At 68.2% G+C, this 26,281-nt stretch carries 27 protein-coding genes; 11 read left to right on the plus strand and 16 right to left on the minus strand.

Annotated elements, in window-relative coordinates; genetic code table 11:
- Nucleotides 1–6 precede the first annotated feature (6 nt).
- Nucleotides 7–669, minus strand: coding sequence for a nucleotide exchange factor GrpE (locus tag CPZ00_RS14295; RefSeq protein ID WP_096391736.1), 663 nt, complete (start codon nucleotides 667–669; stop codon nucleotides 7–9).
- A gap of 130 nt (nucleotides 670–799) precedes the next feature.
- Here CPZ00_RS14295 and menD point away from each other — a divergent pair, with 130 nt between their 5' ends.
- A complete protein-coding gene (menD, locus tag CPZ00_RS14300; RefSeq protein WP_096391496.1) occupies nucleotides 800–2,662 on the plus strand; it encodes a 2-succinyl-5-enolpyruvyl-6-hydroxy-3-cyclohexene-1-carboxylic-acid synthase in 1,863 nt (620 codons plus the stop codon).
- Between the two features lie 30 nt (nucleotides 2,663–2,692).
- Here the strand turns inward: menD and CPZ00_RS14305 are convergent, their stop codons facing one another.
- Nucleotides 2,693–3,769, minus strand: a complete 1,077-nt coding sequence (locus CPZ00_RS14305) for an NAD(P)/FAD-dependent oxidoreductase (protein WP_096391497.1) — start codon at nucleotides 3,767–3,769, stop codon at nucleotides 2,693–2,695.
- A gap of 99 nt (nucleotides 3,770–3,868) precedes the next feature.
- Nucleotides 3,869–4,726, minus strand: coding sequence for a sulfurtransferase (locus CPZ00_RS14310; protein WP_096391498.1), 858 nt, complete (start codon nucleotides 4,724–4,726; stop codon nucleotides 3,869–3,871).
- Nucleotides 4,727–4,957: 231 nt separating this feature from the next.
- Between CPZ00_RS14310 and CPZ00_RS14315 the strand changes: the two genes are divergently transcribed.
- From CPZ00_RS14315 to CPZ00_RS14335, 5 genes are all read left to right on the plus strand, one after another.
- A complete protein-coding gene (locus CPZ00_RS14315; protein ID WP_096391499.1) occupies nucleotides 4,958–5,824 on the plus strand; it encodes a sulfurtransferase in 867 nt (288 codons plus the stop codon).
- Nucleotides 5,825–5,905: 81 nt separating this feature from the next.
- Complete coding sequence (locus CPZ00_RS14320; RefSeq protein WP_096391500.1) at nucleotides 5,906–6,553, plus strand: rubrerythrin family protein; 648 nt, start codon at nucleotides 5,906–5,908, stop codon at nucleotides 6,551–6,553.
- Nucleotides 6,554–6,650: 97 nt separating this feature from the next.
- Complete coding sequence (locus tag CPZ00_RS14325) at nucleotides 6,651–8,261, plus strand: hypothetical protein (protein ID WP_157744273.1); 1,611 nt, start codon at nucleotides 6,651–6,653, stop codon at nucleotides 8,259–8,261.
- A gap of 13 nt (nucleotides 8,262–8,274) precedes the next feature.
- The gene (locus CPZ00_RS14330) at nucleotides 8,275–9,045 is read left to right on the plus strand and encodes a hypothetical protein (protein ID WP_096391502.1); all 771 of its coding nucleotides are present in this window, start codon (nucleotides 8,275–8,277) and stop codon (nucleotides 9,043–9,045) included.
- A gap of 47 nt (nucleotides 9,046–9,092) precedes the next feature.
- Nucleotides 9,093–9,377 carry a DUF357 domain-containing protein gene (locus CPZ00_RS14335; protein WP_096391503.1) on the plus strand — a complete coding sequence of 95 codons (285 nt, stop codon included), beginning with the start codon at nucleotides 9,093–9,095 and terminating at the stop codon, nucleotides 9,375–9,377.
- 72 nt (nucleotides 9,378–9,449) lie between these two features.
- On the opposite strand, the gene CPZ00_RS14340 is transcribed toward CPZ00_RS14335, so the two are convergent.
- From CPZ00_RS14340 to cysS, 7 genes are all read right to left on the minus strand, one after another.
- Complete coding sequence (locus tag CPZ00_RS14340) at nucleotides 9,450–10,241, minus strand: glycerophosphodiester phosphodiesterase (RefSeq protein WP_096391504.1); 792 nt, start codon at nucleotides 10,239–10,241, stop codon at nucleotides 9,450–9,452.
- The gene (locus CPZ00_RS14345) at nucleotides 10,235–10,975 is read right to left on the minus strand and encodes an ABC transporter ATP-binding protein (RefSeq protein ID WP_096391505.1); all 741 of its coding nucleotides are present in this window, start codon (nucleotides 10,973–10,975) and stop codon (nucleotides 10,235–10,237) included. Before CPZ00_RS14345 ends, CPZ00_RS14340 begins: the two co-directional genes overlap by 7 nt.
- 2 nt (nucleotides 10,976–10,977) lie before the next feature.
- Nucleotides 10,978–11,844 (minus strand): ABC transporter permease, encoded by an 867-nt coding sequence (locus CPZ00_RS14350; RefSeq protein ID WP_096391506.1) that lies wholly within the window; start codon nucleotides 11,842–11,844, stop codon nucleotides 10,978–10,980.
- Complete coding sequence (locus CPZ00_RS14355) at nucleotides 11,841–12,782, minus strand: ABC transporter permease (protein WP_096391507.1); 942 nt, start codon at nucleotides 12,780–12,782, stop codon at nucleotides 11,841–11,843. The genes CPZ00_RS14350 and CPZ00_RS14355 overlap by 4 nt, the downstream gene beginning before the upstream one ends.
- Nucleotides 12,782–13,921, minus strand: a complete 1,140-nt coding sequence (locus CPZ00_RS14360) for an extracellular solute-binding protein (protein WP_096391508.1) — start codon at nucleotides 13,919–13,921, stop codon at nucleotides 12,782–12,784. Before CPZ00_RS14360 ends, CPZ00_RS14355 begins: the two co-directional genes overlap by 1 nt.
- A 203-nt stretch (nucleotides 13,922–14,124) precedes the next feature.
- A complete protein-coding gene (locus CPZ00_RS14365; RefSeq protein WP_096391509.1) occupies nucleotides 14,125–14,646 on the minus strand; it encodes a DUF2062 domain-containing protein in 522 nt (173 codons plus the stop codon).
- A gap of 79 nt (nucleotides 14,647–14,725) precedes the next feature.
- Nucleotides 14,726–16,255: a cysteine--tRNA ligase gene (cysS, locus tag CPZ00_RS14370; protein WP_096391510.1), complete on the minus strand. Its 1,530-nt coding sequence runs from the start codon at nucleotides 16,253–16,255 to the stop codon at nucleotides 14,726–14,728.
- A gap of 200 nt (nucleotides 16,256–16,455) precedes the next feature.
- Between cysS and CPZ00_RS14375 the strand changes: the two genes are divergently transcribed.
- Both CPZ00_RS14375 and CPZ00_RS14380 read left to right on the plus strand, forming a co-directional pair.
- A complete protein-coding gene (locus CPZ00_RS14375; protein WP_096391511.1) occupies nucleotides 16,456–16,953 on the plus strand; it encodes a hypothetical protein in 498 nt (165 codons plus the stop codon).
- Nucleotides 16,954–17,179: 226 nt separating this feature from the next.
- Nucleotides 17,180–18,295 carry an MFS transporter gene (locus CPZ00_RS14380; protein ID WP_096391737.1) on the plus strand — a complete coding sequence of 372 codons (1,116 nt, stop codon included), beginning with the start codon at nucleotides 17,180–17,182 and terminating at the stop codon, nucleotides 18,293–18,295.
- A gap of 12 nt (nucleotides 18,296–18,307) precedes the next feature.
- On the opposite strand, the gene CPZ00_RS14385 is transcribed toward CPZ00_RS14380, so the two are convergent.
- The 3 genes from CPZ00_RS14385 to CPZ00_RS14395 all read right to left on the minus strand — a co-directional run bounded on the left by CPZ00_RS14385 (nucleotide 18,308) and on the right by CPZ00_RS14395 (nucleotide 20,808).
- Entirely contained in the window at nucleotides 18,308–18,589 is a 282-nt protein-coding gene (locus tag CPZ00_RS14385; protein WP_096391512.1) for a DUF6360 family protein, read from the minus strand.
- The gene (locus CPZ00_RS14390; RefSeq protein WP_096391513.1) at nucleotides 18,586–20,376 is read right to left on the minus strand and encodes a nitrite/sulfite reductase; all 1,791 of its coding nucleotides are present in this window, start codon (nucleotides 20,374–20,376) and stop codon (nucleotides 18,586–18,588) included. Before CPZ00_RS14390 ends, CPZ00_RS14385 begins: the two co-directional genes overlap by 4 nt.
- A 117-nt stretch (nucleotides 20,377–20,493) precedes the next feature.
- Nucleotides 20,494–20,808, minus strand: coding sequence for a hypothetical protein (locus tag CPZ00_RS14395; RefSeq protein ID WP_096391514.1), 315 nt, complete (start codon nucleotides 20,806–20,808; stop codon nucleotides 20,494–20,496).
- Nucleotides 20,809–21,133: 325 nt separating this feature from the next.
- Between CPZ00_RS14395 and CPZ00_RS15665 the strand changes: the two genes are divergently transcribed.
- The 3 genes from CPZ00_RS15665 to CPZ00_RS14405 all read left to right on the plus strand — a co-directional run bounded on the left by CPZ00_RS15665 (nucleotide 21,134) and on the right by CPZ00_RS14405 (nucleotide 23,076).
- On the plus strand, nucleotides 21,134–21,310 hold the full coding sequence (locus tag CPZ00_RS15665) for a hypothetical protein (protein ID WP_172861845.1): 177 nt from the start codon (nucleotides 21,134–21,136) through the stop codon (nucleotides 21,308–21,310).
- Between the two features lie 88 nt (nucleotides 21,311–21,398).
- A complete protein-coding gene (locus CPZ00_RS14400; protein ID WP_096391738.1) occupies nucleotides 21,399–21,830 on the plus strand; it encodes a universal stress protein in 432 nt (143 codons plus the stop codon).
- Between the two features lie 127 nt (nucleotides 21,831–21,957).
- Nucleotides 21,958–23,076 carry an AI-2E family transporter gene (locus CPZ00_RS14405; protein WP_096391515.1) on the plus strand — a complete coding sequence of 373 codons (1,119 nt, stop codon included), beginning with the start codon at nucleotides 21,958–21,960 and terminating at the stop codon, nucleotides 23,074–23,076.
- A gap of 61 nt (nucleotides 23,077–23,137) precedes the next feature.
- Here the strand turns inward: CPZ00_RS14405 and CPZ00_RS14410 are convergent, their stop codons facing one another.
- The 3 genes from CPZ00_RS14410 to CPZ00_RS14420 all read right to left on the minus strand — a co-directional run bounded on the left by CPZ00_RS14410 (nucleotide 23,138) and on the right by CPZ00_RS14420 (nucleotide 26,280).
- Complete coding sequence (locus CPZ00_RS14410) at nucleotides 23,138–24,298, minus strand: MFS transporter (RefSeq protein WP_096391516.1); 1,161 nt, start codon at nucleotides 24,296–24,298, stop codon at nucleotides 23,138–23,140.
- A gap of 69 nt (nucleotides 24,299–24,367) precedes the next feature.
- Nucleotides 24,368–24,622, minus strand: coding sequence for a hypothetical protein (locus CPZ00_RS14415; protein WP_157744274.1), 255 nt, complete (start codon nucleotides 24,620–24,622; stop codon nucleotides 24,368–24,370).
- A gap of 32 nt (nucleotides 24,623–24,654) precedes the next feature.
- Entirely contained in the window at nucleotides 24,655–26,280 is a 1,626-nt protein-coding gene (locus tag CPZ00_RS14420; protein ID WP_096391518.1) for a sodium:solute symporter family transporter, read from the minus strand.
- Nucleotide 26,281 lies beyond the last annotated feature (1 nt).

Raw genomic sequence — 26,281 nt, forward strand, 5'->3', positions numbered from 1 at the left:
CGCGACCTATTCGTCGGCGCTGACGGTGACCTGCGCCTCGCGGATCACCGACTCGCCGAGCTCGTAGCCGGGCTGGAAGACCTCGGCGATCGTGCCGGCGGGCTGGTCGCTGTCGACCCGGAGCATCACCTGATGGCGGGTCGGGTCCACCTCGGTGCCCGGATCCGGCTCGATGGGCTCGACGTTCTCGTCGTCGAGCACCCGGTCGAACTCCTCGAGGGTGGACTCGACGCCCGGCCGGATGTCCGCGCCCTCCTCCTGCTCGAGCGCGCGCTGGAGGTTGTCCCGAACGGGCAGGATCCGCTCGATCAGGTCCTCGGCGGCGCGCTCCTTGATGGACTCCTGTTTCCGCTTCGCGCGCTGCTTGTAGTTCTGAAAGTCGGCCTGCTTGCGCTTGAGCCGGTCGGTGAGGTCCGCGATCTCGGCGGCCTGCGCCTCGGTCTCGGCCTCGAGGTCGGCGACGCGGTCCTCGAGCTCCGCGACGGCCTCGGCGATCTCCGCCGCGTCCTCGTCGTCGAGGTCGGCGACGCGGTCGGCGAGCGTCGGTTCGTCGTCGGCATCGGCGCCGGCACTGGTGGCGGCATCCGCACCGGCGTCGGCACTGGCGTCGGTGTCGGCATCGGGACGTCCGTCCTCGAACTCGATCGCTTCGGCGTCGTCCTCGCTCATACCCGATCCGAGGCCGTCGGCGGGCATAAGGCTTGCAGAAACGGTCGAATGCGGCTCGGCGACGAGCCGGCACTACACCGGGCCGGCCGCTTTCGCCGGTTTATAATCGGTCCGGGCCGAACCGGGCGGTATGACCGCGCTGAACCGGAACACGCTGTGGGCGACGGCGATCGTCGACGAGCTGGCGAGCGCCGGCGTCTCGGCGGCCGTCGTCTCCCCCGGCAGTCGCTCCACGCCGCTGACGATGGCCCTCGCCCGCCACGAGGACGTCCACGTCTTCTCCCAGCTCGACGAGCGCTCCGCCGCCTTCTTCGCGCTCGGCCGCGCGCGCCGCACCGGCGAGGTGACGCCGCTGGTGTGTACCTCCGGAACCGCCGCCGCGAACTACCACCCGGCGGTGATGGAGGCCGACCGGGGCCGCGTCCCGCTGCTGGCGCTCACCGCCGACCGCCCGCCGGAGCTGCGCGACTCCGGAGCCAACCAGACCGCCGACCAGGAGAAGCTCTACGGCGACGCCGTCCGGTATTACAAGGACCTCCCGGAACCCGCCGGGGCCGATCGGGCGCTCGCCTCGGTGCGAACCACCGTCGCCCGGGCGATCGCGGCCGCGGAGGGAACTGATCCCGGTCCGGTCCACCTCAACGTCCCGTTCGCGAAGCCCCTCGAGCCGACCCCGGTTTCGGGCGACGTGCCGGGGGACCTCGACCCGGCCGCGGAGGACGGACGTGACGGGCCCTACGTTGCGACGACTGGGGGGTCGGCCCGGCTCGACGACCGCGATTTGCGCGCGCTCGCCGGCGCGCTCGCGGCCGACCGCGGCCTGATCGTCGCCGGTCCGGCCGACCCGCCCGGACACGACGCCGAGGCGGTCACGGCGCTGTCACACGCCACCGGCCACCCGATCATCGCGGACCCCCTGTCGGGGCTCCGGTTCGGCGGCCACACCCGGGTCGCGCCCGTGATCGGCGGCTACGACGCGTACCTCTCGGCGGAGTTCGCGGGAGACTCCACGCCCGCCTGGCCCGATCCCGAGGTGGTCCTCCGGCTCGGCGCGTCCCCGACCTCGAAGTCGCTGCGGAAGTACCTCGCCGCCACGGACGCCGACCAGTACGTCGTCGACCCGGCCGGCCGCTGGCGGGAGGCCGAGTTCGCGGCCACCGACCTCGTCGTCGCCGAGCCGAACCGACTCTGCGGCGACCTCTCGCGTCTCGCCGGCGCGTCCGGCCGTGGCGGACTGGCCGGCGGGTCGAGCACCCTCGACGGGTCCGGTGATCGCGGCGGAACCGGCGATCCCGACGGCGGCACGTTCGCCGATCAGTGGCAGCGTGCCGACGAAGCGGCGTTCTCGGCCCTGTCGGCTGCGGACGCGTTCCACGAGGGACGGGTCGTCGAAACGCTGCTCCCGGAGCTTCCCGATCCCGCAACGCTGTTCGTCTCCAACTCGATGCCGGTTCGGGATCTCGACCGGTTCGGCCGTCCGGGGACCACGAGCCTCACCGTCTGCGGAAACCGCGGCGTCTCCGGGATCGACGGGATCGTCTCGAGCGCGCTCGGCGCCGGGTCGGCGACGGCCGACGACCTCACGCTCCTCGTCGGCGACCTCGCCCTCTACCACGACTCGAACGGGCTCCTCGCGCTCGACCGGTGTGACGTCGACGCGACGATCGTCGCGGTCAACAACGACGGCGGCGGGATCTTCCACGAGCTGCCGATCGAGGAGTACGACCCCGAGTTCACGGAGTGGTTTAAAACCCCGCACGGGATCGACTTCGAAACGCTCGCCGAGCAGTACGGGCTGCGGCACGTGTCGGTGGACGCCCGCCACGGCGCGCGCGTGAGCGAGGACCTCGCGGCGGCGTACCGGGAGTCGCTGGCGAGAGACGGAAGCACCCTGATCGAGGTACGCGTCGACGCCGAGTCGAGCCACCGGGTTCGTGAACGACTCGGCGAGAAGGCGACGGCCGCGGCGCTATCGGCGATCGACGGCGAGTAGAAGGGTCGGTCCTCGGGAACGGCGACAGCCTCAGTCGTCCGCCGTTGCGGCTTCGGCGTCCGCCGTCTCCACGTCCGTGAGCTCGCCGGCGCGCTCGAGCTCCGTCAGGTACTCGTCGGCGTCGATGGCCGCCTTGCTGCCCATTCCGGCCGCGGTGACCGCCTGCTGGTAGTGGAAGTCGACGACGTCGCCGGCACCGAACAGCCCCTCGACGCCGGTTTCGGTCTGGCCGCCGCCATCGCCGCCGGCGGTTTTGAGGTAGCCCGCGTCGTCCAGTTCGACGCCGGTGTCCTCGAGGTAGTCGGTATTGGGGGTGTGGCCGATGGCGAAGAACACGGCGCCGACGTCGAAGTCGTACTCCACGACATCGTCGGCGGTCGCGGGGTCCGCGAGCTTCTCCGTGGGGTGGCCGTCGGGATGTTCGACCAGGGTAACGTGGTCGATGCCCTCTTCGGGCGTGCCGTGGAGCTCGGTGACCTCGGTGTTCCGGAGGATCTCGATCTCGCCGTCATCGACCTTCTCCATCACGCGGTCGATCCAGACGTCCTCGGCGCGGAACTCCTCGCGCCGGTGGGCGATGTAGACGGTGTCGGCGAACTTCGTCAGGAAGTTCGCCTCCTCCATCGCGGCGTCGCCGCCGCCGACCACGAGCATGTCCTCCCCGCGGAAGAAGGCGCCGTCGCAGGTGGCACACGTCGAGAGGCCGTAGCCCATCAGCTCGTCCTCGCCGGGGATGCCGAGCGTGCGGGCGGACGCGCCCGACGCGGCGATGAACGCGTCGCAGGTGTAGACGTCGCCGTTCGTCAGCGTCACGCGGAAGGGCCGGTCCGAATCAGTGACCGACTCGACGACGCCGTTCTTCGTCTCGGCGCCGAACTTCCGGGCCTGTTCTTTCATGTTGTTGATCAGGTCGGGCCCGGAGATGCCCTCCGGGAAACCCGGATAGTTCTCCACGTCGGTCGTCAGCGTGAGCTGTCCGCCCGGCTCGTCGCCCTCGAGGATGAGGGGGTCGTTGTTCGCCCGCGCGGCGTAGATTCCGGCTGTGAGACCGGCGATCCCGGTCCCGGCGATGATGAGCCGTCGGTGGTCGACTACGTCCTCGCTCATACACGATCGTAGTCGATCGGGGCGTATGTAGGTTGCGCTGTGGGCGTCATAATTGCGCTGTGAGCGTCGTGATCGCGCTGTGCGCACCGTGATCGCCGGTCACTGCTGCTCCGCGTTCGTGACGAGTCCGCCGCCCCGGTCCCGCCAGTCGGTCAGACTTCCCTCGTAGATGTGGACGTCCTCGAAGCCGATCCACCGGAGCGCGACGTAGGTGTGTGAGAGCCGCCGGGCGGTGTTGCAGTAGAGCACGACCGGCCGGTCCAGCGTGATCCCGCGCTCCGTGAAGCGATCGCGGAGCTCGGATTTCGGTCGGAACCCGCGCGTGTCGGGGTCGACCGCCTCCGTCCAGTCGAATCTGACGGCGCCCGGGAGGTGGCCCGCCGCGTACTCGTCGGCGTCCCGGGTGTCGACGAAGACGACGTCATCCGCGGACGACTCGAGGAGCGAAACGACGTCGTCGTAGCCAATTATCGGCGAGTCGGGACCCTCGACGCGCATCGGTTCGACCGTCACCGGGTCGGCCGCGACCGGCTCGTTCTCGACCGGATCCGCCGGCGCCGAGTCGGCTCGTTTCCAGGCGCTGAAGTCGCCGTCGAGCAGGTGGACGTCCGCGAACCCGTAGACGAGCGCGGTCACCAGGAATCGGGCCGCGAAGACGCCGTTCGTGTCGTCGTAGGCGACGATCGTGTCGAACCGGTCGACTCCGAGCTCGCCGAGAAGGTCCGCGAACGCCGCCGCGCCGGGCAGCGTGCCGGCGTCCGGCCCCTCCCGATCCCGAAACGTGTCGAAGGGAACGTTCACCGCGCCGGGCACGTGGCCCATCGCGTCGTACTCCCAGGCGTCGCGAACGTCGACGACGTGGACCGTCGGGTCCTCGAGCCGGTCGGCGAGCCACGCGATCGGGACGACGATCTCGGCCGGATCGCGGTCGTCACCCGGGCCGGTTGTCTCGGTCATCATCGTCCCTTTTCGCTCCGGATAGTTGACTCCGCGGGCTCGTCGTGATGCCGCCGTCGATTCCGACTATCGGCAACGACCGCTTGGAAATTCGGGATATTCCGGATTCAAAGCGGGTATCGCGGTCGACGACGACGATGAAGAGGTAATTGTTGCCACCGATACGAACGAGAGGCGGGTATGTCCGTGGCGTTGGGTTCCTTATAGGAAGCGACCCTATGAACGGACGCTATGGGAGATTCCGATTACGCGAACGACGTGCTCGTCTCCGCCGACTGGGTGGAGGCCCGGCTGGACGAGTTCGAGAGCGACGACTCCGCCCTGCGACTCGTCGAGGTCGACGTCGACACCGAGGCCTACGACGAGGCGCACGCGCCCGGAGCGATCGGCTTCAACTGGGAGAGCCAGCTCCAGGACCAGACGCAGCGTGACATCCTCGAGCGGGAGGACTTCGAGGCGCTGTTGGGCGACCACGGGATCAGCGACGACTCCACGGTCGTGCTCTACGGCGACAACTCGAACTGGTTCGCCGCCTACGCCTACTGGCAGTTCAAGTACTGGGGCCACGACGACGTCAAGCTGCTCGACGGCGGCCGGGAGTACTGGATCGAGAACGACTATCCGACCACCGACGAGGTTCCCTCGCATCCGGGGACGGACTACGAGGCCGGCGGTCCCTACGAGACGATCCGCGCGTACCGCGACGACGTCGAAAAGGCGATCGACCGCGGGATCCCGCTGGTCGACGTCCGCTCGCCCGAGGAGTACCGCGGCGAGATCCTCGCGCCCCCGGGACTCCAGGAGACCGCCCAGCGCGGCGGCCACGTCCCCGGCGCGAAGAACATCTCGTGGGCGGCCGTGACGAACGACGACGGGACGTTCAAGACTCGCGGGGAGCTCGAGGAGCTGTACGCCGCCGAGGACATCGACGGCGACGAGACGACGATCGCCTACTGCCGCATCGGCGAGCGCTCCTCGGTCGCCTGGTTCGCGCTCCACGAGCTGCTCGGCTACGACGACACCGTCAACTACGACGGCTCCTGGACCGAGTGGGGCAACCTCGTCGACGCGCCGATCGAGACCGGCGACGGCGAGTGAGCGCGTCGCCGGGCCGAAACCGACGGGAGAACGAGCCCGACAACGATACACGTTAAGTCGCTCCCGGACCGTGTTTTTCGTATGACTCCCGACGACGTGCTCGAGACCGTCCAGTCCGACCTCGCGACCGAACTCTCCAGGCTCGGCTCCTCGAAGGCGCTGTACGCCGCCACCGAGGGCGAGCTCGAGGCCGACCGCGTCCTCCGGGCGGCCGAAGTCGCGGAGCGAGCCGCGGCCGAGACGTTCGCCGCGTGGGCCGACGACGAGCCCGATGCGGATGCCCGCGAGGCCTTCGAGTCGGTTGCGGCGGACGAGCGGGCGCACGCCGAGCGCGTTCGCGAGGAACTCGACGAGGACGTCGACGCGAGTGCAGACGGGACGGACACCGACGATCTCGCGATCCCGACCCACCTCCGGTCGGTCGAGGAAACGGTCGAGCGCGCGGGCGCGTTGCTCGGCCGGATCCTCGTCGCCGACGAGTCGAAGTCACAGTACGTCGGCTACTTCGTCGGCGACGCCGACCCCCAAACGGCCGGCGTCTTCCGCGATCTCCGCGGCGATCTCGACGACCAGCGCGAGCGCGCGCTCGAGCTGCTCGAGACGGTCTGTGAGGACGAGTCGGACTGGGAAGTCGCGACCGAGGCGGCCGCAGCGGTCGTCCGCGTCGCCTACGAGGAGCACGTCGAGACCCTCGAGTCGCTCGGCGTCGACCCCAAGCCGGTCTGCTGATCGCCCGTCGAAGCCGGTCCGACGCTCCGATATCAATGCGGATACGTCGGTTCCGCGACCACGAACCGTTAAGTGATCTACCGTGTCATATCGTCGTATGACACGACGTTCGGTTCGTGGGGCGATCTGGGGGATCGTCCTCGTGATAGCAATCGTGGGTATGGCTGGGGTGGTCGTTGGGGACGTCCAGAACACCTCCGTCAGCATTGACGGAACGGAACTGGCGGCGGGCGACACCGTCCGCGTTGACGGTCATCCGACGGTCGACGTCTCGATCGAGGCTGACACGGCGATCGACCTCGTGGAAGTCCGCGTCAACGGAAACATCGACGGGAGGAGCTTCGAGCCGGGGACCGAGTCGTTCTCGCGGACGCTGGAGCTGGAGATGGACGACGGCGAGAACACTCTGCAGATAGTCGCCAGCGCCGGCGGGACGAGTACCTACGAGGCGACGGTCTACAAGGACAGCACCAGTCCGTACCTGCAGTACACGTCGCCGTTCTCGACGCCGGACCTGTCTCCCCCGCCGGACAGCACGACGGTCGGTGACGCGCGGGTAACGCTCGCGGCCGACATCGTCGACGAGTTCGGCGTGGAGACGATCGAGATCCAGCGCCGATACGACTACACGTTCGCGGGACAGGGCGAGACGAGCCGCGAATCCTACCAGATCACCGACCCCGGCGGATCCTTCTCCCAGGAGGTCTTCCTCGGTGACGGGGAGAACCGGATCCGTGCGAGCTACGTCGATGAGGCCGGGAACACGCGCGTTCACGAGTTCGTCCTCTACGTCGACGACACCGAGCAGCCGACGATGGATCTCTCCGTTCCGGAACGAACGGGAACCGACGAGGTTCGCGTGCAGGGGACCGTCTCCGACAACGTGAAGATCAACAGCGTCGAGCTCGAGGGGCCGACCGGGTCGACGACGCAGGTGCTCCAGTCGACGCACGCCGAGCCGAACCGCGACCGGCTCTCCACGGAGATCAACCGGGTCGTCTCGCTCAACGAGGGTGAAAACGACATCACCATCACGGCGACCGACATCGCGGGGAACACGATCGAACGCGACTACACCATCGTGTACGACCGCGACATCGATCCGGACGTCACCTTCGACCAGGAGCGGACGACCGTCGAGAACGGGCAGGTCTCCGTGGTCGGGCGCGTCGACCGCGGGGAGATCGATAGCGTGACGATCGAGTCGGTGGACCCCGAGACGGAGGAGATCATCGACATCGCGCGCGTGTACGGCGGCGACGAGACGACGAGCCGCGTCGATCTCGACCACCAGCTGGCGGCCGCGGACGGCGAAACGATCGTTCGGGTCATCGTCACCGATTCACAGGGCGACCAACACGAGGAGACGATCACCGTGTCCAGCAGCGGGGCGTCCACGAGCGGATCGGACGACGGTTCGACCGACGACGCAGACGGATCGTCGACGCAGGTGACCGCGGAGACGCCGGGCTCGTTCGACGCCGGTTCGGACGACGGTGGAAGCGATACCGGCGACGAGAGCTCGACGACCGATGACGACGCCGGGGACACCTCCGATTCGAGCGGCGGATCGACGACCGACGACGCGGGCGGATCGGGCTCGAACGGCGACGGGAACGAGACGTCCGGCTCGATACCGGGCTTCTCGGTCGTGACCGCGCTGCTGGCGTTCCTCCTGATCGGCGCTCGCCTGCGCGGCGCCCGATAGCCGGGAGCCACGAATGACGGATCCGTCACGACCCACGCGACGACGACTGCTCCTCGCCGGATCGACGGCCGCGTCCGTCGGGCTGGCCGGCTGTACGGCGCTCGAGCGGCTCGGCGAGGAGGCCGGCGTTGGGCCCGGCGAGGAGCCGTCCGAGGGGACCGCCGACCGAAGCGACACGCCGGCGGCAGCGGTCGACACCCCCTCGGACCCCAAACGCGAGTTCACCGCGGACTTCGACGACGGGCCGGGTGACTGGAGCGGCGACGCGGACGCGATCGAGGCGATCGACGACGCGGCGCGCGGGGCGGGGGCGGTCCGCCTGCCCGCCGAGACCACCGAGGTCGAGCTCCCGATCCCGGAGACGACGGTCGACCGCTACTCGCTGTGGTGGCGGGTCCCGACCGAGGTGACGAGCGTCCGGTTCGAGTTTCGTGACGCCGCCGGCACCCTCGGCTTCGGCGCGGAGGTGCAAACCGCGACCAACGGGCTTGAGGTGGTGGTAAACCCCGATTCCGACTCCGACTCCAGCTCGGACTCCGGAACCGCAAGCGATCTGTTGTCGGGAACGGTGCAGCCGGGGCGGTGGTACAAGCTGACCTTCGAGGGCGTCGATTTCGCGGCCGAACGCTTCGACGCCGCCCTCGCCGACGTCGGGGACAGCGAATTCATTCGGATGACGCAGTCGTTCCACTCCTCGATCGAGACGGTCGCCGCCCTCACGGTTCGCTCCCGGCGGGGCGACGCGGTCGCCGTCGACGACGTGGTCGTCTCCGACGACGGCTGACGCGACCGGACGGCAGCCCTTTGTGGGCCGGCCATCGATCGGTGGACATGACGGCCGACCTCGAGGAGAAGACGGATCGCTACGAGCGGATGCTCGCGGACGCGCTGGCGGCGGCGGAGACGGTCGCTCCCGCCGGGTCGCCGCTTGGCGAGGCGGCGGCGGACTGCCGCGAGATGGCCGAATCGTATCTCCGTGACGGCCGGCATTTCCGTGCCGACGACGACCCGGTCAACGCGCTGGCGTCCTTCTCGTACGGCTATGGCTGGCTCGACGCCGGCGTCCGAATGGGACTGTTCGCGGTTCCGGAGGAAACGGAACTGTTCACGACGTGATCGGCCGGATCGAGCCTTCGTTCGGTCGCGAGGTGGGGTACCACTCGCCGGGTCATCGCCTGCCTCGGTGGGTCACTCCGATCCGTCGGAATGCCACTTCCTGAGCGTCGACAGAAGGTTCGGATAGTCGGCGATCACGCCATCGACGCCGAACCGCAATGCGTCGTCGACGTCCGTCCACGTCCGTGCGGTCCAGGCGTTCACGGCGTAGTCGTCCAGCCGTACCGACTCCGCTGGCAGCCCGTCGATCGCCGGGTGGACGGCCTCGGCATCGAGCGCGTCGGCGATCGTCGTCGCCGTCTCGAGCGTATACGCGATGGGAGCGATGCGAGCGTTCGGCGAGATCGCACGGACCACCTCCAGCGCGGACTGCGAGAACGACGAGTACAGGACGCTGTTCGGCTCACGATCGACGGCGTCCAGGACCCGTTCGACGAACGGGACCCACTGCTCTCGTGTGAATCCTCCGTCAGGACCCACCTCCGTCGTTCCGCCGGTTCCCGGGCGTTTGAGTTCGACGTTGAGAGATACCGTATCGGGAACCGCCTCGACGAACGCCGACAGCGTCGGGATGTGGTAGGACGTGCCAAGCACGGACGTGTCGGTGACCGTTTCCGTCGAGCGGCCGGCGACGGCACCGCTTGCGTCGGTGATACCGCGGCTCGCCCCGTCGGCATCGAGACGCCGGTCGTGGAACACAACCGGCGTCCCATCCGCGGTTGCGACCACGTCGAACTCGATCGTGTCGGCGCCGAGACCGCCGGCGCGGCGTGCCGCCGCAAGCGTGTTTTCGGGGACGACTCCCGCGAACCCCCGATGAGCGAACAGGCGAACCGTCGTCGACGGGTCACCGGCGGCTACCATCGGACGAAGGGCAGTTCGGGGGCATCCAGCGTGACGAACTCCGAGACGAAGTCGGTCGCCGGGGAGTCGTATATCTCCCGGGGCGTCCCAATCTGTTCGACCCGCCCGTCGTTCATCACGGCGATCCGGTCACACATCAGCATCGCCTCCTCCTGATCGTGCGTGACGTACAGGCCGGTCACGTCGAGATCCGACAGGAGCTCGCCGACCTCATCGCGGAGCCGGGATTTGAGTCGTGCGTCGAGACCGGTCATCGGCTCGTCGAGGCAGAGGATCGCCGGCTCGATGGCCAGCGCCCGTGCGAGACCGACGCGCTGTTGCTGGCCGCCCGAAAGCGTCGTTGGATCCCGGTCCGCCATCCCGCCGATGCCGAGCATATCGAGCAGTTCCATCGCCCGCTCGTTGCGTTCGGCTTTCCCGATCCCGCGCATTTTCGGCCCGAACGCGACGTTTTCACGGACCGTCATGTTGTCGAACAGCGCGTACTCCTGAAAGACCAGCCCAACGTTACGGTTCTCCGGCGGCGCGTGGGTCACGTCGCGATCGTCGAATGCGACGGTCCCCGACGTCGGCGTTTCAAAGCCCGCGACGGTGCGGAGCGTAGTCGTCTTCCCACAGCCCGAGGGGCCGAGGACGCCGACGATCTCGCCATCAGCGACGGTGAGCGAGACGTCGTCGACGGCGGTCGTCTCATCGTACCGTTTCCGTATCGAATCGAGTGTGACGCGTGCCATAGTTAGCTTCTCGTGTCGAACCCGTGTGAACCGACCTGCTGGAGCAGGACGGTGATCGCGACGATTATGCAGAAGAACATCGACACCGCGGCGGCCGCCTTCGTGAACGAGCTGTTCGAGATGTGCCGCTGGAGGAACAGCGCGAGCGGCTGGGTTCCTTTCGCCCAGACGATATACGAGAAGTTGAACTCGGCGGCGGCAAGCGTCCAACAGATGATCGCTCCGGAGACGATCCCGGACCGTGCGTTCGGGACGATGATCGTGAGAAACGTCCGGAACCACGAGGCACCGAGAGACCGTGCGGACTCCTCAAGCCGCTGTAGGGGCATCGATTCGAACTCGCTCAGAACGGCCATCACCATAAACGGCGCCTTCAATAGCGAGTAGCCCACGATCAGGCCGAAGCTCGTCCCCGAGAGGGTTGGATAGGCTCGCAGGAACGCCACTCCGAGGATGACTCCCGGGACGAGCGGGAGAACCGAAATCGCGTTTACCCACTCGGAACCCCAAAAGTCGTAGCGAGCGACCGCGTAGGCGATCGGTATGCCGACGATGAGGTTGATGAACACGCCGCCGAGCGCGAGCCCGACGCTGAACAGTAGCTCGGAGGGAACCGCAAGCGTGTAACCGCCGATCGACAGGAGCGGCTCCCACCCCATACTCCGCTGGGAGCCGATCGTCTCCGCGAGCCCGAGCACTTCCCGCCAGTTCCGCAGCGTGACGAAATCCGACGGGAACACGCCGCTCCATTCCCCGGCAAATGAGCCGACGAACGTGAGGAACACGGGAACGATCAGGAAGGCGACGACGAGCAGGAGCGTCGTCGTCACCGCTCCCCGTCCGAACCGTCGCGACGGAGCGATCCTCACAATCCCACCTCCGCACTGGTGTACCGAAGCCCCAACGCCGTGAACGCGAACGTGAACAGGAAGTATACGGTCGCCATCGCGCCGGCGATCTGGATGTCGTACCCGGTCGCCAGTTCCCGGGAGATCTGGAGCGTCCAGACCAGGACGGTCTGAATGACGACGAGGGTCCCGAAGATCGCCAGCCCGGTTCGAAAGGTGAGGATGAGCGCCCCGATGATCCCGGGCCTGATCTGTGGGAAGGTGACGTGTCGAAACGTCTGCCACGGGCTCGCACCCAGCGACTGGGCGGCCTCTTCGGCTGCAACGTCCACCTCGGCGTAGGTGCCACGAAGGATGAGCGTCGCGCGTGGGATCATCGAGTAACAGAAGGCGATGAACAGCCCCGGCACGCTGACCGCGATGGCAAGCCCGATCGCCTCCTGCCCGGTAACGATCGCGAGAACGTTCGTCACCACCCCGTTGTTCCCGAACAGGACGAGTATCATAAACGCCGCGACGATACCTGGGAGGCTGATCGGGAATGAGACCAATGTGATAAGTAGTCCCTTAGCTGGAAGATCATACTTCTCGAGCGCATGTGCGATCGGGATCGCGAGACCGACGGACGCGAGGGTCGTCCCGCCCGCAAGCCAGAGGGAGTTGACCGCGACCTGCCAGTAGAAGGGATCGCTCGCGAGCGCCTCGTAGGCCTGCAGTGAGAAGCCAACTGAACGGTACTGTTCGGTGGAGACGCTGATGCGAACGACCTCGACGAGCGGATATGCCCCTGCGACGGCGAGCAGGGCGGCAAAGGGGGCACACAGCGCAGCGATCCGGCGACGCTCCCGGTCGCGCTCGGTCGTCGGATCAACGATCGAGTCACCCAGCTCGACCACCGCGTCGGTCCCGGCGCGAAGGCGTGACCCCGCCTCGCTCGTCCGACTGCTGGGTGCTCCCATTAGAGGTTCGCGCCGCGGGTTATCTCCTGGATGATGGCGTCCTGCTCCTCGACCAATCGATTATAGTCGACCTGGAACTCCGTCCGATCGTACTCGGCGCCGTCGATGAACTCGTCGGGTAACTCCATCTCCGAGGAGCGGATCGGGCGGACGTACGCATCAAGGAAGTGCTGTTGTCCTTCCAGCGAGAGGACGTAGTCCATGAACAGCTTGCCCGCCTCGGGATTGGGGGCGTCTTCCAGCAGTGCATAGCCGTACGGCATATTCAACGCGCCCTGGTTGCCGTTTTCGCCCCCGAGGAGTGCGACGCCGACGTCCTCCTCGGCGATCTCGTCGTTGTTGTACTTGAGATCGAGCCCCGAGTAGTCGTACCGGATAAACGTCGAGTACTCGCCGCTCGAGAACTGCGCGAGGAAGTTGTCGGTGAACTCCGCGCCGCCGTCCTGTATCTCGGTGTAGTAGTCGATGACGGGCTGGAGGTCGTCCATCGAGCCGCCGCGAGCGTTGTTGACCGAGAGTGCGGCGGCGAGCCCGACCGCTGCCTGCGGCGTCTGCAGCGCGAGATCCTGTGTGATCTCGGGCTGCAGGAGGTCCTCCCACGTTTCGGGGGCGTCGAGGCCACGCTCGTCGTAGATGTCCTTGCGATAGGTGACCGCAGTCGTCACGCGCCGGGTCGCGGTGACGTGGCCGTCATCCGTCTTCAGCGAGTCCGGAACTTTCTCCCACCCCTTCGGTTTGTATGCCTGCGTGAAGCCATCATTGCGAGCCGTGATCCCATACGTGTATCCACCGTTGAAACCGGAGTGCGTCATGTCCCCGGAGTGGGAGCGCATATGCTGTAGCGCCTCCCCCGACGAGCGGTCGTCGTCGTGAACCGCGACGCCGTAGTTCCCCTCGAAGTTCTCCATCACCGTCGGCCAGTTCATCCACCCCGACTGGACACAGTAGAAATACAACATGTCCGGGAATTCACTGGCAGTGATCTCCGTCTCGAAGTCTCCGTATCCGACCGTGAAAGCGTCCGAACTCCCGGATCCGTTGGATCCATCCGGACTGTCGGAGCTTCCGGAGATACAGCCGGCGAGGCCGGCGAGGGCTGCGGATGCAGTACCGATGTACGACCGTCGACTGAGAGACATCGAATGGGATGTCGGTTGTCCATCAAAAAGCGGTTGCTATGACCCGTATACAGGTGTTCAACACACCCATTGGAGACGAGTGTGTATATAAGCCACACAGTAGAGATGGTGACTCCACCGTTCCGTACTATCGTCAGTTTGCGGAGGCGGACTCGCGGCTCGACGGATCGATGACGTCCCTTCGACCAAGGGTCGCGTCGAAATCAGTCGGGATCGTCGTCGGGCGCCACGACGGACTCGATCTCCTCGACGATCTCCAGTTCCCGTGCACGGTACGCCTCGACGAGCCGATAACAGACCACGTAGCTCGGCACGATCGTCGCCACCGAGAGGATCACGTTCCCGACGAGCAGCCGGACCGCGATCTCTCGGCTGGCGGCGAACGAGAGCGACCCGAGCCCCGTCAGCCCGACGGAGACCCCCTCGACCGGCCCGAGCAGCAGGACGCCGATCGCGAAGCTGACCGCGTAGACGCCGGATTTCACGAGCGGATTGATGAGCAGCGCCGACGCGAGGAACGCGAGCTTGCTCGCGCCGTCGACGAGCCACGCCAGAAGCGCGAACACGAGGAGACCGACGCCGAGGGTGGGCAACATCGTGATGAACACGCCGAACGAGAAGCTGCCCGCGATCTCCCGCGGCGTGTGCGTCTCGGCGAACGCGTCGTGGAGCCCCGACCGGAGCCGCCGCGTCCACGCGCCCGTTCGTGATCGGATCGAGAGCATTCGCGTTCGACCCCGATAGGACGCCCGCGAGAAAGTAGTTGTCGGCGGTTCGGGGGTCACTCGGTGCGGTGGTTTGCCGTCACTCGAACCGGTAGGTCGGCCCCTCGGGGCCGTCCTCGACCGTGACGCCGACGTCCTCGAGCGCGTCGCGCAGCTCGTCAGCACGCTCGTACTCGCCGGCCTCGCGGGCCGCCTCGCGGAGATCGAGGACGAGTTCGACGAGCTCTCCCGCCAGTTCGACGTCGCCATCTCCCGGGCCCGCGCCGGACGCGTCGAACCGGAGCCCCAGAACGTCCTCGCCCAGTTCTTCGAACGTTTCGACCGCGCGGCGGAGGCCACGGTAGTCGTACGCGACGCCGTCGGCGTCCTCGGCGGCGGCGAGGTGCCCCCCCTCGGCGGCGTCGAGGTGGCGGTTGACCGCGTCCGTGAGCTCGAGCAGGGCGGCGGTCGCCTCCCGGACGTTGAGGTCGTCGTTCATCGCCGCCGTGAAGTCGGTCCGCGTCGTCTCGACCGCCGAGCGGAGGGTCTCGTCGGCAGCCTTCGCGTATGCGTCGACGGAGTCGAGGGCGTCGACCGCGCGGTCGTAGGTGCGTGAGAGCCGATCCCACCGCTCCTCGGCCTCGGCGATCGTCTCGTCGGTGAGCGCCTGCTCGGAGCGGTAGGCCGCGCCGGCGTAGAACGTCCGGAGGACGTTGACGCCGAGCTCCTCGAGGGCGTCCGGAACGGTCCAGAAGTTGCCGATCGACGAGGACATCTTCTCGCCCTCCATCGAGAGCAGCCCCGCGTGGAGCCAGTAGCGGGCGAACGTCTCGCCGGTGGCGGCCTCCGACTGGGCGATCTCGTTTTCGTGGTGGGGAAAGACCAGATCCCGGCCGCCCATGTGGACGTCGAGCGTGTCGCCGAGGTGCGTCATCGACATCGCGGAGCACTCGACGTGCCAGCCGGGGCGTCCCTCGCCCCAGGGCGATTCCCAGGTCTCCCCCTCGGGGAGATCGCCCTCGTGGTCGTGTTTCCGGTGCTCCCTGACCGCGGACTCGCTCACGCCGCCGGCCTTCCAGAGGGCGAAGTCGGACGGGTGTCGCTTCTCGGACCGCTCGTCCGGCTCGCCCTGTGCCTCGAGCTCCTCGAGCTCCTGGTTCGAGAGCGCGCCGTATCCCTCGAAGGCGGTGACGTCGAAGTAGACCGACCCGTTCGACTCGTAGGCGTAGCCGGCCGCCACGAGCGACTCGACGAGGTCGATGATCTCGGGCACGTGCCCGGAGACGCGGGGATACACCTCGGCGCGGCGCAGGTTGAGTCCACGCATGCTCTCGAAGATCTCGGCGGTGAACGTCTCCGCGACGTCCGCCTCCGCGGTCCACGACTCGCGCTCGCCGACGCGGGCGGCGATCTTCTCGTTGACGTCGGTGACGTTCTCCACGTGGCGGACGTCGTATCCGAGGTGCTCGAGCCACCGGTGGAGCACGTCCGCGTGGACCCAGAGCCGAGCGTGGCCGAGGTGCGGGTCGTCCGAGACGGTCAGCCCGCAGACGTACAGCGATACCTCGTCGCCGTCGACCGTGAACTCCACGCGCTCGTCCCGCAGGGTGTCCGTCACGGAGAGGGTCATCACGCCGTGGTTTCGGTGCAGAACTTTTCAACGCGTCGATCGGGTTGATCGGGTCGATCGGGTTGATCGCGTTTGGATCGGGAGGGCGTGTTGGCCGGGCTGACCGAGTCACCTGGACTGACCGAGTGTGCTCGCGGTAACCCGGTAACTTTTGCCTCAGATTACGCTTATTCGGCGTGGCGACAATGGTATGAATACCCATGGCAACCGAAACGCGGTCGGCTGACGTCACCGTAAACATCACCTCGAAACAGTGGATCGCCGGCGCGGTCGGCGGATTCATCGGGAGCATCCCGTTCGGCCTCCTGATGATGTACGTGATGCCCCCGCCGCTGCTGGAGGTCGTGATCCCGGCCATGTACGGGATCGAGGGGCCGGCGCTGCTCGCCGGGTGGGCGATCCACCAGTTCCACGGCGTCGTGTTGGGACTCACCTACGTCGCGCTCGTACAGGCGGAACCGCTCCGCGAGACCGCCCGATCCACCGGCGGAGCGATGGGGCTGGCCGTCGCGTACGGGATCGTCACGACCGTCGTCCTCGCCGTCATCGTGATGCCGCTGTGGCTCGGGGCCGTCGGCTTCCCGAACGCGCCGCCGTTCCCGAACGTCGGGATCCCGGCCACGATCATCACCGGGATCGGCCACGTCATCTACGCCGTTCCGGTCGCGGTCCTGTACGCGCGATCGTTTGCCGAGTAGGGGTGGAACCGACCGGTGCGCCGGTCGCCGAGACCGACGTCTCGCCCCCGGAATTCGGGGACAAAGCCGACGCCGAGGCCGTTCTCCGGCAGAACGCCCCCCGACCACAATCCTTTCGCCGGCCCGTTGGGTACTCCTCAACGTGACCAACGGTAGCGGCCAGTTGGCGACGGCGGCCCCCGACGGTCGCCGAAGCTGGGTCGTGGCGGTCGCCGGCGCGATCGGGATGGTGTTCACCTTCGGGACGCCGCTGTCGTACGGCGTCTTCCGGGACCCCGTCAGCGTCGCGTTCGGGATCGAACCGGTCGCGCTCTCGACGGTCTTCTCGGCGATGCTTTTCACCTTCTTCATCGGATCGGGCGCGATGGGCGTCGTCGCCGCCCGGCTCCCCGCCCGCGGGGTCCTGCTCGGCTGTGCCGCGGTGAGCGGTCTGCTCGCGCCGTCGCTGTTCGTGGTCGACTCCTATCTCGGCCTGCTGGTCGTCTTCGCCGCGATGGGGCTGGCCGGCGGGACCGCCTTCGTGCTGATCGCCTCGATCGTGCCCCGGTGGTTCGAGGAGCACCGCGGAGCTGCCACGGGACTCATCTTCGTCGGCAACGGGCTCGGGTTGACCGTCCTGCCGCCGCTGTGGGAACACGCGTTCTCGACCGTTGGCGTCCGGCGTGGCTTCCTCTCCATCCTGGCGGCGACCGCGGTCGGGTTCGGGATCACCGGTGCCGTCTGTCGCCGACCGGACTGGGCCGAGACGTCGACGGCCACGCTCGCCGAGCTCGCGGAGTGGGTCCGGGAGCTCGCCGGCAACCGGACCTTCCAGCTGCTCTTCGCCGGGATCGGGCTCTCGTTCGCGTGGTACCAGCTGCTGGCCGCCTACGCGATCGACCTGTTCGCCGCCCGCGGACTGGCCGGGGCGACGGCCTCGGCGGCCTTCGGCCTGATCGGCGGCGTCAGCATCGCCTCCCGGATCGGCGGCGGGTACGTCGCCGACCGGATCGGGTCCCGGCTGGCCTTCCTGTCGTCGCTGAGCTGCGTGATCGGCGGGCTCGCGTCGCTGTTGGTCCCCTCGATCCCCTCCCTCGCCGTCGGCATCGCCCTGATCGGCCTGGGACTCGGCGGCTGCGCGACGCTGTACGTCCCGCTGTTGATGGCGGTATACTCCCCGGAGAAGGACACCGCGATCATCGGCGTGTTCAACGTGCCGCCCGGCATCGGCGCGCTCGCGATGCCGCCGGTCGGAACCGCCTTGATAACGTATACCGAGGGATACGCGGCCGCGATCGCGTTGACGCTCTCGCTCGCGGTCCTCGCGCTCTGGGTGATCGCGGCCGGAACCGCCGACGAGTGAACGCGGTCGCGGTCACTCCGCGCCGGCGTCGACGCGATCGGCGTACGCCTCCAGTTCGGCGGCCAGTTCGCGGGCCTGGTCCGCCGAGATCTCCACCCGGTCGGCGTGGGCGGGCAGCTCGGTCAGGTCGACGTTGTCCAACTCCAGTTCGATCGTGACGTGGTCGGGGTTCCTGGACGGGACCGTCACGTCGAGCACCGCGTACGCCGACTCCTCGAAGCCGTGACCGATCGCGGTCGCCTCAAGCAGGTCGAAGGTCGTGTATGCGTTCACACGGGTGAGTCGGTCGGTCATCGGTCGGCGTCCGAAAGCGGCGTTCCGTCGGCGCGAGCCGGCGCGGGACTGGCGTCCATCCCGTCCTCGTCGGCGTAGGGATACCACGTCGTCTTCGTGTTGTGCATATACGGGTCCTCGTAGCTCGTCTCCGACGGCTCGATGAGCGTCTCGAGATCGCCCTCGGCCTCCGTCCGCTCGATGAACGCGCGGAACCCCTCGCCGTCCTCGCGCCGCTCGCGGAACCGGTCGATCAGGGTCGCGATCGCGCCGGGTACCTCGTCGGCCGGGACGCGCTGGCCGACCCACTCTGCGAATCGGGGGTCCGCACCCAGGCCGCCGCCGAGGCCGATGTCGAGCGCCTCGACCGGCTCGCCGTCCTTCCGGGTCTTCATCCCTCGGAGGCTGACGTCGGCGATCTGTGGCTGCGCGCAGGAGGCGGTACATCCCGACAGGTGAACGTGGAACTCCTCGACGTCCGCGGGGAGATCCACGTTCTCGGCGAGCCAGCGAGCGTACCGGACCTGTCGGTTCTTGGTCTCGACGATCGACAGCGAGCAGAACTCGGTGCCCGTACACGCGATCGATCCCCGCATGAACGGGTTCGGATCGGGCGAGTAGTCCTCGAGCAGCGGTTCAGCCAGCAGCGCGTCGAGTGCCGACTCGGGGACGTCAGTCACGAGCACGTTCTGTCGCTGCGTGAGCCGGACCTCCCCGGAGCCGTACTCGGCGGCCAGGTCGGCGAGTTCGTGGACGTCGCCGACGCCCATTCGGCCGACGAGCACGTTCAAGCCGACGTAATAGGCGCCGTCGGCCTGCTCGTGGACGCCGATGTGGTCGTTGTGTCCCCCGGCGGGGCGGTCGTCCGTCCCGACCCGGCCGGCGTTGTAGGTGTACTCCTCGCGGAGGTCATCCCCGGCCGGTTCGAGCTCCCGGTCGACGAACTCCTCCTGCAGGACGCGTCGAACCTCGTCCGCGCCCCACTCGTCGACGAGGAACTTGCTGCGCGCGGCGTAGCGGTCCTCACGGTCGCCGTACTCGCGGAAGAGCGCCGAGAGGCCGCCGGCCACCGCCTCGACCGCATCGGGCTCGACGAAGACGTCGATGTCGCGCGCGAGTCGCGGCTCGTTGCGGGCGAGTCCGCCGCCGACGCGGACGTTGAATCCCCGTCGGCCGTCCTTCTCGGCGGGCTCGAACGCCAGGTCGTTGATGTCACCCTGTCCGCAGCCCTCACGACAGCCGGTGACGCTCACCTTCCATTTCCGCGGGAGGTTGGCGTACTCGTCGGTCCCTTTAAACGCCTCGTGGAGGTCCATCGCGACCGGGAGCGCGTCCACGAACTCGTGGCGGTCCTTCCCGGCGACGGGACAGCCCACGATGTTCCGCCAGGAGTCGCCACACGCCTGCTGGGTCGACAGACCGTTGGCCTCCAGCCGCTCGAAGATCTCCGGAACGTCCTCGAGGCGGATCCAGTGGAGCTGGATCGACTGCCGGGTCGTCCAGTCGCAGTAGGCGGCACCGAACTCGGGGTTCTCCACAGGCCCGCGCGCGTACTCGTCCGCGATCTCCGCGATGACGTGTAGCTGTCCCGGCTCGAGCACGCCGTTCGGCGTGCCGATCCGCATCATGAAGTAGCTCTCCTGGCCGGCCCGCTGGTGGTAGAGTCCCCACCACTTGAACCGCTCGAACCAGGCGTCGCGTTCGTCCTCCGGGATCGACTCCCAGCCCTGCTCGGCGAACTCCAGGAGGTGTTCGCGTATCTCGTTCCCGTACGTCTCCGATTTCCACCGTTCGACGTCCGTTGGCATCTCGATCCGGTCTGGGGACGGAATCCCCCTAAAGCGTCCCTCGACGTCAAACCTCCCCGGAGCCACCGGGTACCGGTGAGCCTTTCCGATCGCTGGATCGGGTGCTCCGGCGATCGGTCACGCCGACGCCGACGACCCGACGGGACGTCGAATGGCGTCCCGATCGATCGGCTCGTAGCGTCCATCGATTACGCGTCCGACGGGGATCGGAGCGGTCGTCGTCGACCGCCCACAGGTGATACATCGGCCGTACGTCTCCGCCGCGACGGTCCGCCCGTCAACCGCGACGTCGGTGACTCCCTCGACGACGAACTCGGCGATCGGACACTCACACACGCCGGTCACGTGCCAGAGTTCGCTCGCGCCGGTTCGTCGTTCGTCCGCGGCCGAGACCCACGCGCCGTCGTCGAGCGTCCGCAGGGAAAGCGCCATACCGCCAGTTCGGTCCGCCGGTCGGAAACGGCCTCCGCCCCGGGTAACCCTCGTCCCGATCTCCGACGGTGTCGCCACGGGAGGCACCGTCCCACATCGGCCGATCGGTCGCCGCAGAGCCCGGATCCACCCCGGCGAGGGGCGCCGTGATCGCCGCAAGGACGTCCGGAATCCCCGAGTCCCGGTAGCGATTGGGCGGGCGGGGTCGCTTATGTCGTCGGGGCGCCTCCGATCGAACGATGACACGGACGACGCCGATCGAACACGCCTCCGCCGACGTCGCGCCGGAGCTATTCGATCCGGAGCCGCGGGAGGACCGATCGGAATGAGCGATCAGGACCACGACGACGACCATCTCGAGTCCGTCCCCGTCGGCGCCGGGTGTACGGAGATCTGGGAGACGCTGAGCGAGCGCCGGGCCGAGGAGGAGTCGGACGCCGAGAAGGAGCTGAACGTCGAGGAGGGATCCGATCCATCCGACCCGGCCGACCCGGCCGACTAGCCCCCGGTCGGCCAGGATCGGACGCGATCGGCGACCGGATCGGCGATCGGATTGATGTCCCTGGCGCGCGATGGCGCCGTACGGACCGATGTACGACTCCATCCTCATTCCCACGGACGGAAGCGACGGGTCCCACTCGGCGGTCGAGACCGGGATACGGCTGGCGGACCGGTTCGACGCGGACGTCCACGCACTGTTCGTGCTCGACGAGCGGTACGTCCTCGACGAGTTCGACATCCCGGTCGAGGCGGCCGAGCGGGACGCCGAGGACGCGCTGGATCGCGCCGGTGAGATCGCCGCGACCGCGGACGTCGCGATCGAGAAACACCTTCGACGCGGGGTCCCACACGAGGAGATACTGGCGGCCATCGACGACTACGACGTCGATCTCGTCGTGATGGGAACCCACGGGCGGACCGGCCTCGACCGGATCGTCCATCTGGGAAGCGTCACCGAGCGCGTGATCCGCGCCGCGCCGGTGCAGGTGACGACGGTGCCGACCGGCGGTCGAGAAGCGTGAGCGACCGGCGACCGGGGTGTCTGATCGACCGGCGACCGAGAAAGAAGCGTGATCGACCGGCGACCGAGGGAATCGGTCCCGGTCGTGTGGGGACAACATATAAATTCTATCGTGGAAAGCCCGGAGTATGGACGAAAACCGGTTCGTCATCGCCCTCTTCGGTCTGGTCGTCGCCGTCATCGTCGGCTACATCGCCCACCGGTTCGCCGCCGCCCTCACGGTCGCGGTCTTCATCTACTACTCGACGCGGCGGTTCTACCGGAGTCTGGGTCGACTCCGGCTCCCGAAGCGCGTTCGGGCGGTGCTGGCGCTGTCGATCGTCGGCGTGCCCCTTCTGTTGCTCATCAGTTACGCCGCGGTGCTCCTCATCATCGAGGTCCGACAGTTCGTCCGGCAGTACGCCGTGATGGAGGCTGCGGCCGGGAACGTCGGCTGGATCGACGTGGAGGACGCCCCGCCCGAGTTGACCTTCGACGCGATCGTCGATCTGTACCGATCCGGCGGATTTGACCCGCTGATCGAGTTCGGGATCGACCACGCCGGCCTCCTGACGTCGACGCTCTCGAGTTTCCTGTTGAACCTGCTCATCGTCGTGGTCGTCACCTACTACCTGCTCATCGACGGCGGGAAGGCCCACCAGTGGCTGGTCGCCTTCGACGACGAGGCGATCGTCCGCGAGTACTTCGAGGCCGCCGACGACGAGCTGGAGTCCGTCCTCTTCGGGAACCTGCTCAACGTCATCGCCATCTCGCTCATCGCCGTCACGGCATATATGGGCTACAACGTGTTCGTCCCGCCCTCGGTACAGGTCCCCTACCCCGCGCTCGCGGGCGCACTCACCGGCGTGGCGAGTCTGATCCCGGTCGTCGGGATGAAGATCGTCTACCTCCCGATCGCCGCCGTGATGGCCGTTCCATCGGTGCTTTCCGGCGATATGGGACCGATCGCGTACGTCGTCGGTTTCCTCCTCGTTGCGGTCGTGATCGTCGACACGATCCCGGACCTCATCCTGCGTCCCTACTTCAGCGGGAAGACGACCCACGTCGGGTTGTTGATGCTCGCGTACATCTTCGGACCGGTGGTCTTCGGGTTCCACGGCCTCTTCCTCGGGCCGATCATCCTCGTGCTCGCGCTCACCTTCGCGTACACCGCGCTGCCGCGGCTGCTCGGTGCCGACCCCGACCACGAGCCGGAACTCAAGGGGCCGACCCTCGCGCCGGACCAACTCCGTCTCGACGACTTCTGACCGCCGTCGGTCCCGGTTCGGTCCGGTCCGATCCATCGGGACCGTTCCAACGCCGGGACGGTCACCGAATCCGGCCGACCAGAACGACGACGAGCGCGACCCCGAACAGTCCCGCGAGGATCGACAGCGACACGCCCCAGCCGAACAGGTCGGCCGCCAGCCCGACCCCGACCGATCCCGCCGACCCCACCACGGTGTAGGCGGTTCGAACGAGGCCGAAGCCGGCGCCGCGCTCGGCGTCGCCGAGGACGTCCATAAACCGCGAGTCGACTGCGGAGAAGAAGCTCGACCCGAAGCCCGCGAGGAGGACGCCGCCGGCGACGCCCGCAGCCCCGGGGCCGACGACGAAGGAGATCGTCCCGAGACAGCCCGTCCCCATCGCGAGAGCGATCGCGGCGTCGCGGCCGACGCGGTCGGAGAGCCGGCCGATCGCGACCTGTGCGCTCGTCCGCATCAGGAAGAACGCCGAGAAGATCCCTCCCGCGGTCGCGGTCGTGTACCCCCTGAACTCGACGAGGAAGGTCGGCAGAAACGACATCAGTCCCTGAACGACGTAGGTGCCGGCCATCGCCACCAGCAGCGGGACGACGATCCCCGGTCGGGTGAGGATCTCCGCGAGCGGGGCGAGCCGGAGACGCTCCCGCATCCGTTGGTCGGGGCGCCGCGGCTCGGTCGGCCGTACCCGCCAATAAAACGCGATCAGCACCGGGACGCCGACCGCGGCTGAGACGGCGATCGCGGGGCGCCAGCCGTATCGAACGCCGATCCATGCCGCGACGACCGGCGCGACCAGTCCCGCCAGGGGGCCGCCGGCGGAGTGGATCCCGACCGCGGTGCCCACGTCCTCGAAGGTCCGCGAGAGCAGCGTCGTCGCGACCGCGTAGTGAAGTCCGGCGAACAGGCCGAGCAGGAGCGCCGAGAGCACGAACACCGGAAACGCCGGTGCGAGCGCCAGCAGGAGGCTCAACGCCGTCGTCCCGCCGACCGCGACGAGGATCACGCGACGTTCGCCGAACCGGTCGGCGAGGATGCCGCTCGGGAACTGTGAGACCCCGTAGGCCAGCCACATCCCGGACAGCGCCACCCCGATCGCGGTGTTGGAGATCTCGAACTCGGCGACGACGAGCGGGACGACCGGGCTGATCGCCAACCGCGCGAAGTAGGTCACGAAGAAGGCGACCATACAGAGCCCCAACACCGTGTGTCGGTATCGCCAGTTCACGGCGCCCCACCGTCCGGCCGTCGGATCGCGGGCTGCAGTGCCGGTCGCAGCGCCAGCCGTGGCGCTCGGTCACGTCCCGTTCGTGGTCGTCGCACGCCGTCGGACACTGTCGAGCAGTTTGACGACCGACGACATTGAGGCTTCGATCCCACGCGGACGACCGGGAGCTTCGATCCCACGCTGATGACCGGGGGATGCGTCGGCACCCGGGAACGACGTCGACCGGCGAAACGCGGTCGCGACGAGGGCGATCGATTCGACGGGGTCCTCGAGTTGTCCCATCGCGGCTTTCAGCGCGCCGGTCGCGTTCGTGTCGACCGACATCGTCATCCGTGACGCCGCGATCGGTTCGTCCGTCAGCGCTCGTCCGTCAGCGCTCGTCCGTCAGCGGCCGCGCCGTCCACGTCGTCAGGGACGTCGGAGGCAGCGCTGTCGCCCGCCTCGTGATCCGCGAGCGGGGATCCGCCGTCCGGAGCCGGGGTCGGGTCGTCGAGACGGCGTATCTCGCGGGAGAGCCGGTCGAGATCGAACTCGTCGTCGCCCACCCGGGCGAGACACACCGTCAGGACGGTCGACGTGAGGAACGCACCCGCGAACGGGAGCAGATAGGTCGCGTCGGGCGCCGGGAGTACGCCGCCCAGGGCTGCATCGAACGTCCGGTGGAGGCCGAAGGGGAACGGAAAGGTCGCCGCGCCGACCAGGAGGCCGCCGAGGGCGCTCGCGAGCGCCGCGGTCCCCGAGAGCCGGCGGGAGAAGAGGCCGTACACGATCGGGGCGGCGACCGCGGCACCGAGCAAGTCGGCCAGGAAGAACAGCCGGAGCACGCTGCGTGCCCGGAGGCTCACGAGGATCGCCGCGATCGCGACGACGGCCGTGAGCGCGCGTGCGCCGAGCCGCAGGGTTCGGTCGTCGGGGTTCTTCAGCAGCCGCGGGAGGTCCGCCGTCACGAGGCTCGCCAGGGCGGCGAACAGGCTGTCGGCCGTGCTCATCACGAGGGCCAGCGCCAACAAAAGCACGCCGAGGACGACCGCCTCGCCGGCCGTACTCTCGAGGAGGACGAAGAAGGCGATCCCGGCGTTGTATCCCGATCCGCCGGTTTCGACCGCAGCAGCCCCGACGGCGACGACGCCGAGCAGCGTCGCGACGACCATCACCACACCGTTGGCGACCGTGGCGACCCGAAAGCCGCGCTCGACCGTCGCGGAGCCGTCGGCGGCGTAGATGCGCTGCCACCAGGTCTGGTTGACCAGCTCCGCGCCCAGGACGGCGAAGACGAGCGCGATTCCGAACCTGACGCCGGGGACGTACGTTGGGTCGAGAAGGGTCGGATTCGCGTCCACGATCCCCCGGTGGACGACCGTCGGCCCGCCGCTCGCGAGAACGACGGCGAGCGCGACAGCGGCCAGCAGCGGGAGGACGATCAGCGTCTGGATCGTGTCGGTGGCGATGCTCGCCCGGAGGCCGCCGTAGCCGGTGTACAGGAGGACGAACCCGCCGACGAGGGTCGCCGTCTGCCACCGCGGAACCGCCGCGACGTGGTGGAACGCCTGCGCGATTCCGGTCAGCTCGGCGGCGAGGAAGACGAACATGTAGAGGACGCTGACGACGAGCACCAGCGCGTACATCCCGCCGCCGTAGCGAACGAGGACGTATTCGGTGAGCGCGTGCCCCTCGGGGATCACGTCACGGATCCGGGGACCGATCCGCGAGTAGACGAGCATCGGGAGCGCCTCGCCGACCGCGTAGCCAGCGACCGCGGCGACCCCGAAGAGCGCCCCCGCCTCGGGGGCCGAAAGGAGGATCCACACGCCCATCACCGAGGCGACGAGCGTCGCAGCCGTCCGACCGCTGCCGGCCGAGTCGCGGGCCGCGATGAGGTCCTCCACGGAGCCGACCCGCCCACGGGAGAGCCGGATCCCCGCCGCGGTGAAGACGACCAGCGTCACGACCGCGAGACCCAGCGCCGTCGCGGACGTCACCATT

The sequence above is a fragment of the Halopenitus persicus genome (assembly GCF_002355635.1).
Classification (GTDB): Archaea; Halobacteriota; Halobacteria; order Halobacteriales; family Haloferacaceae; genus Halopenitus; species Halopenitus persicus_A.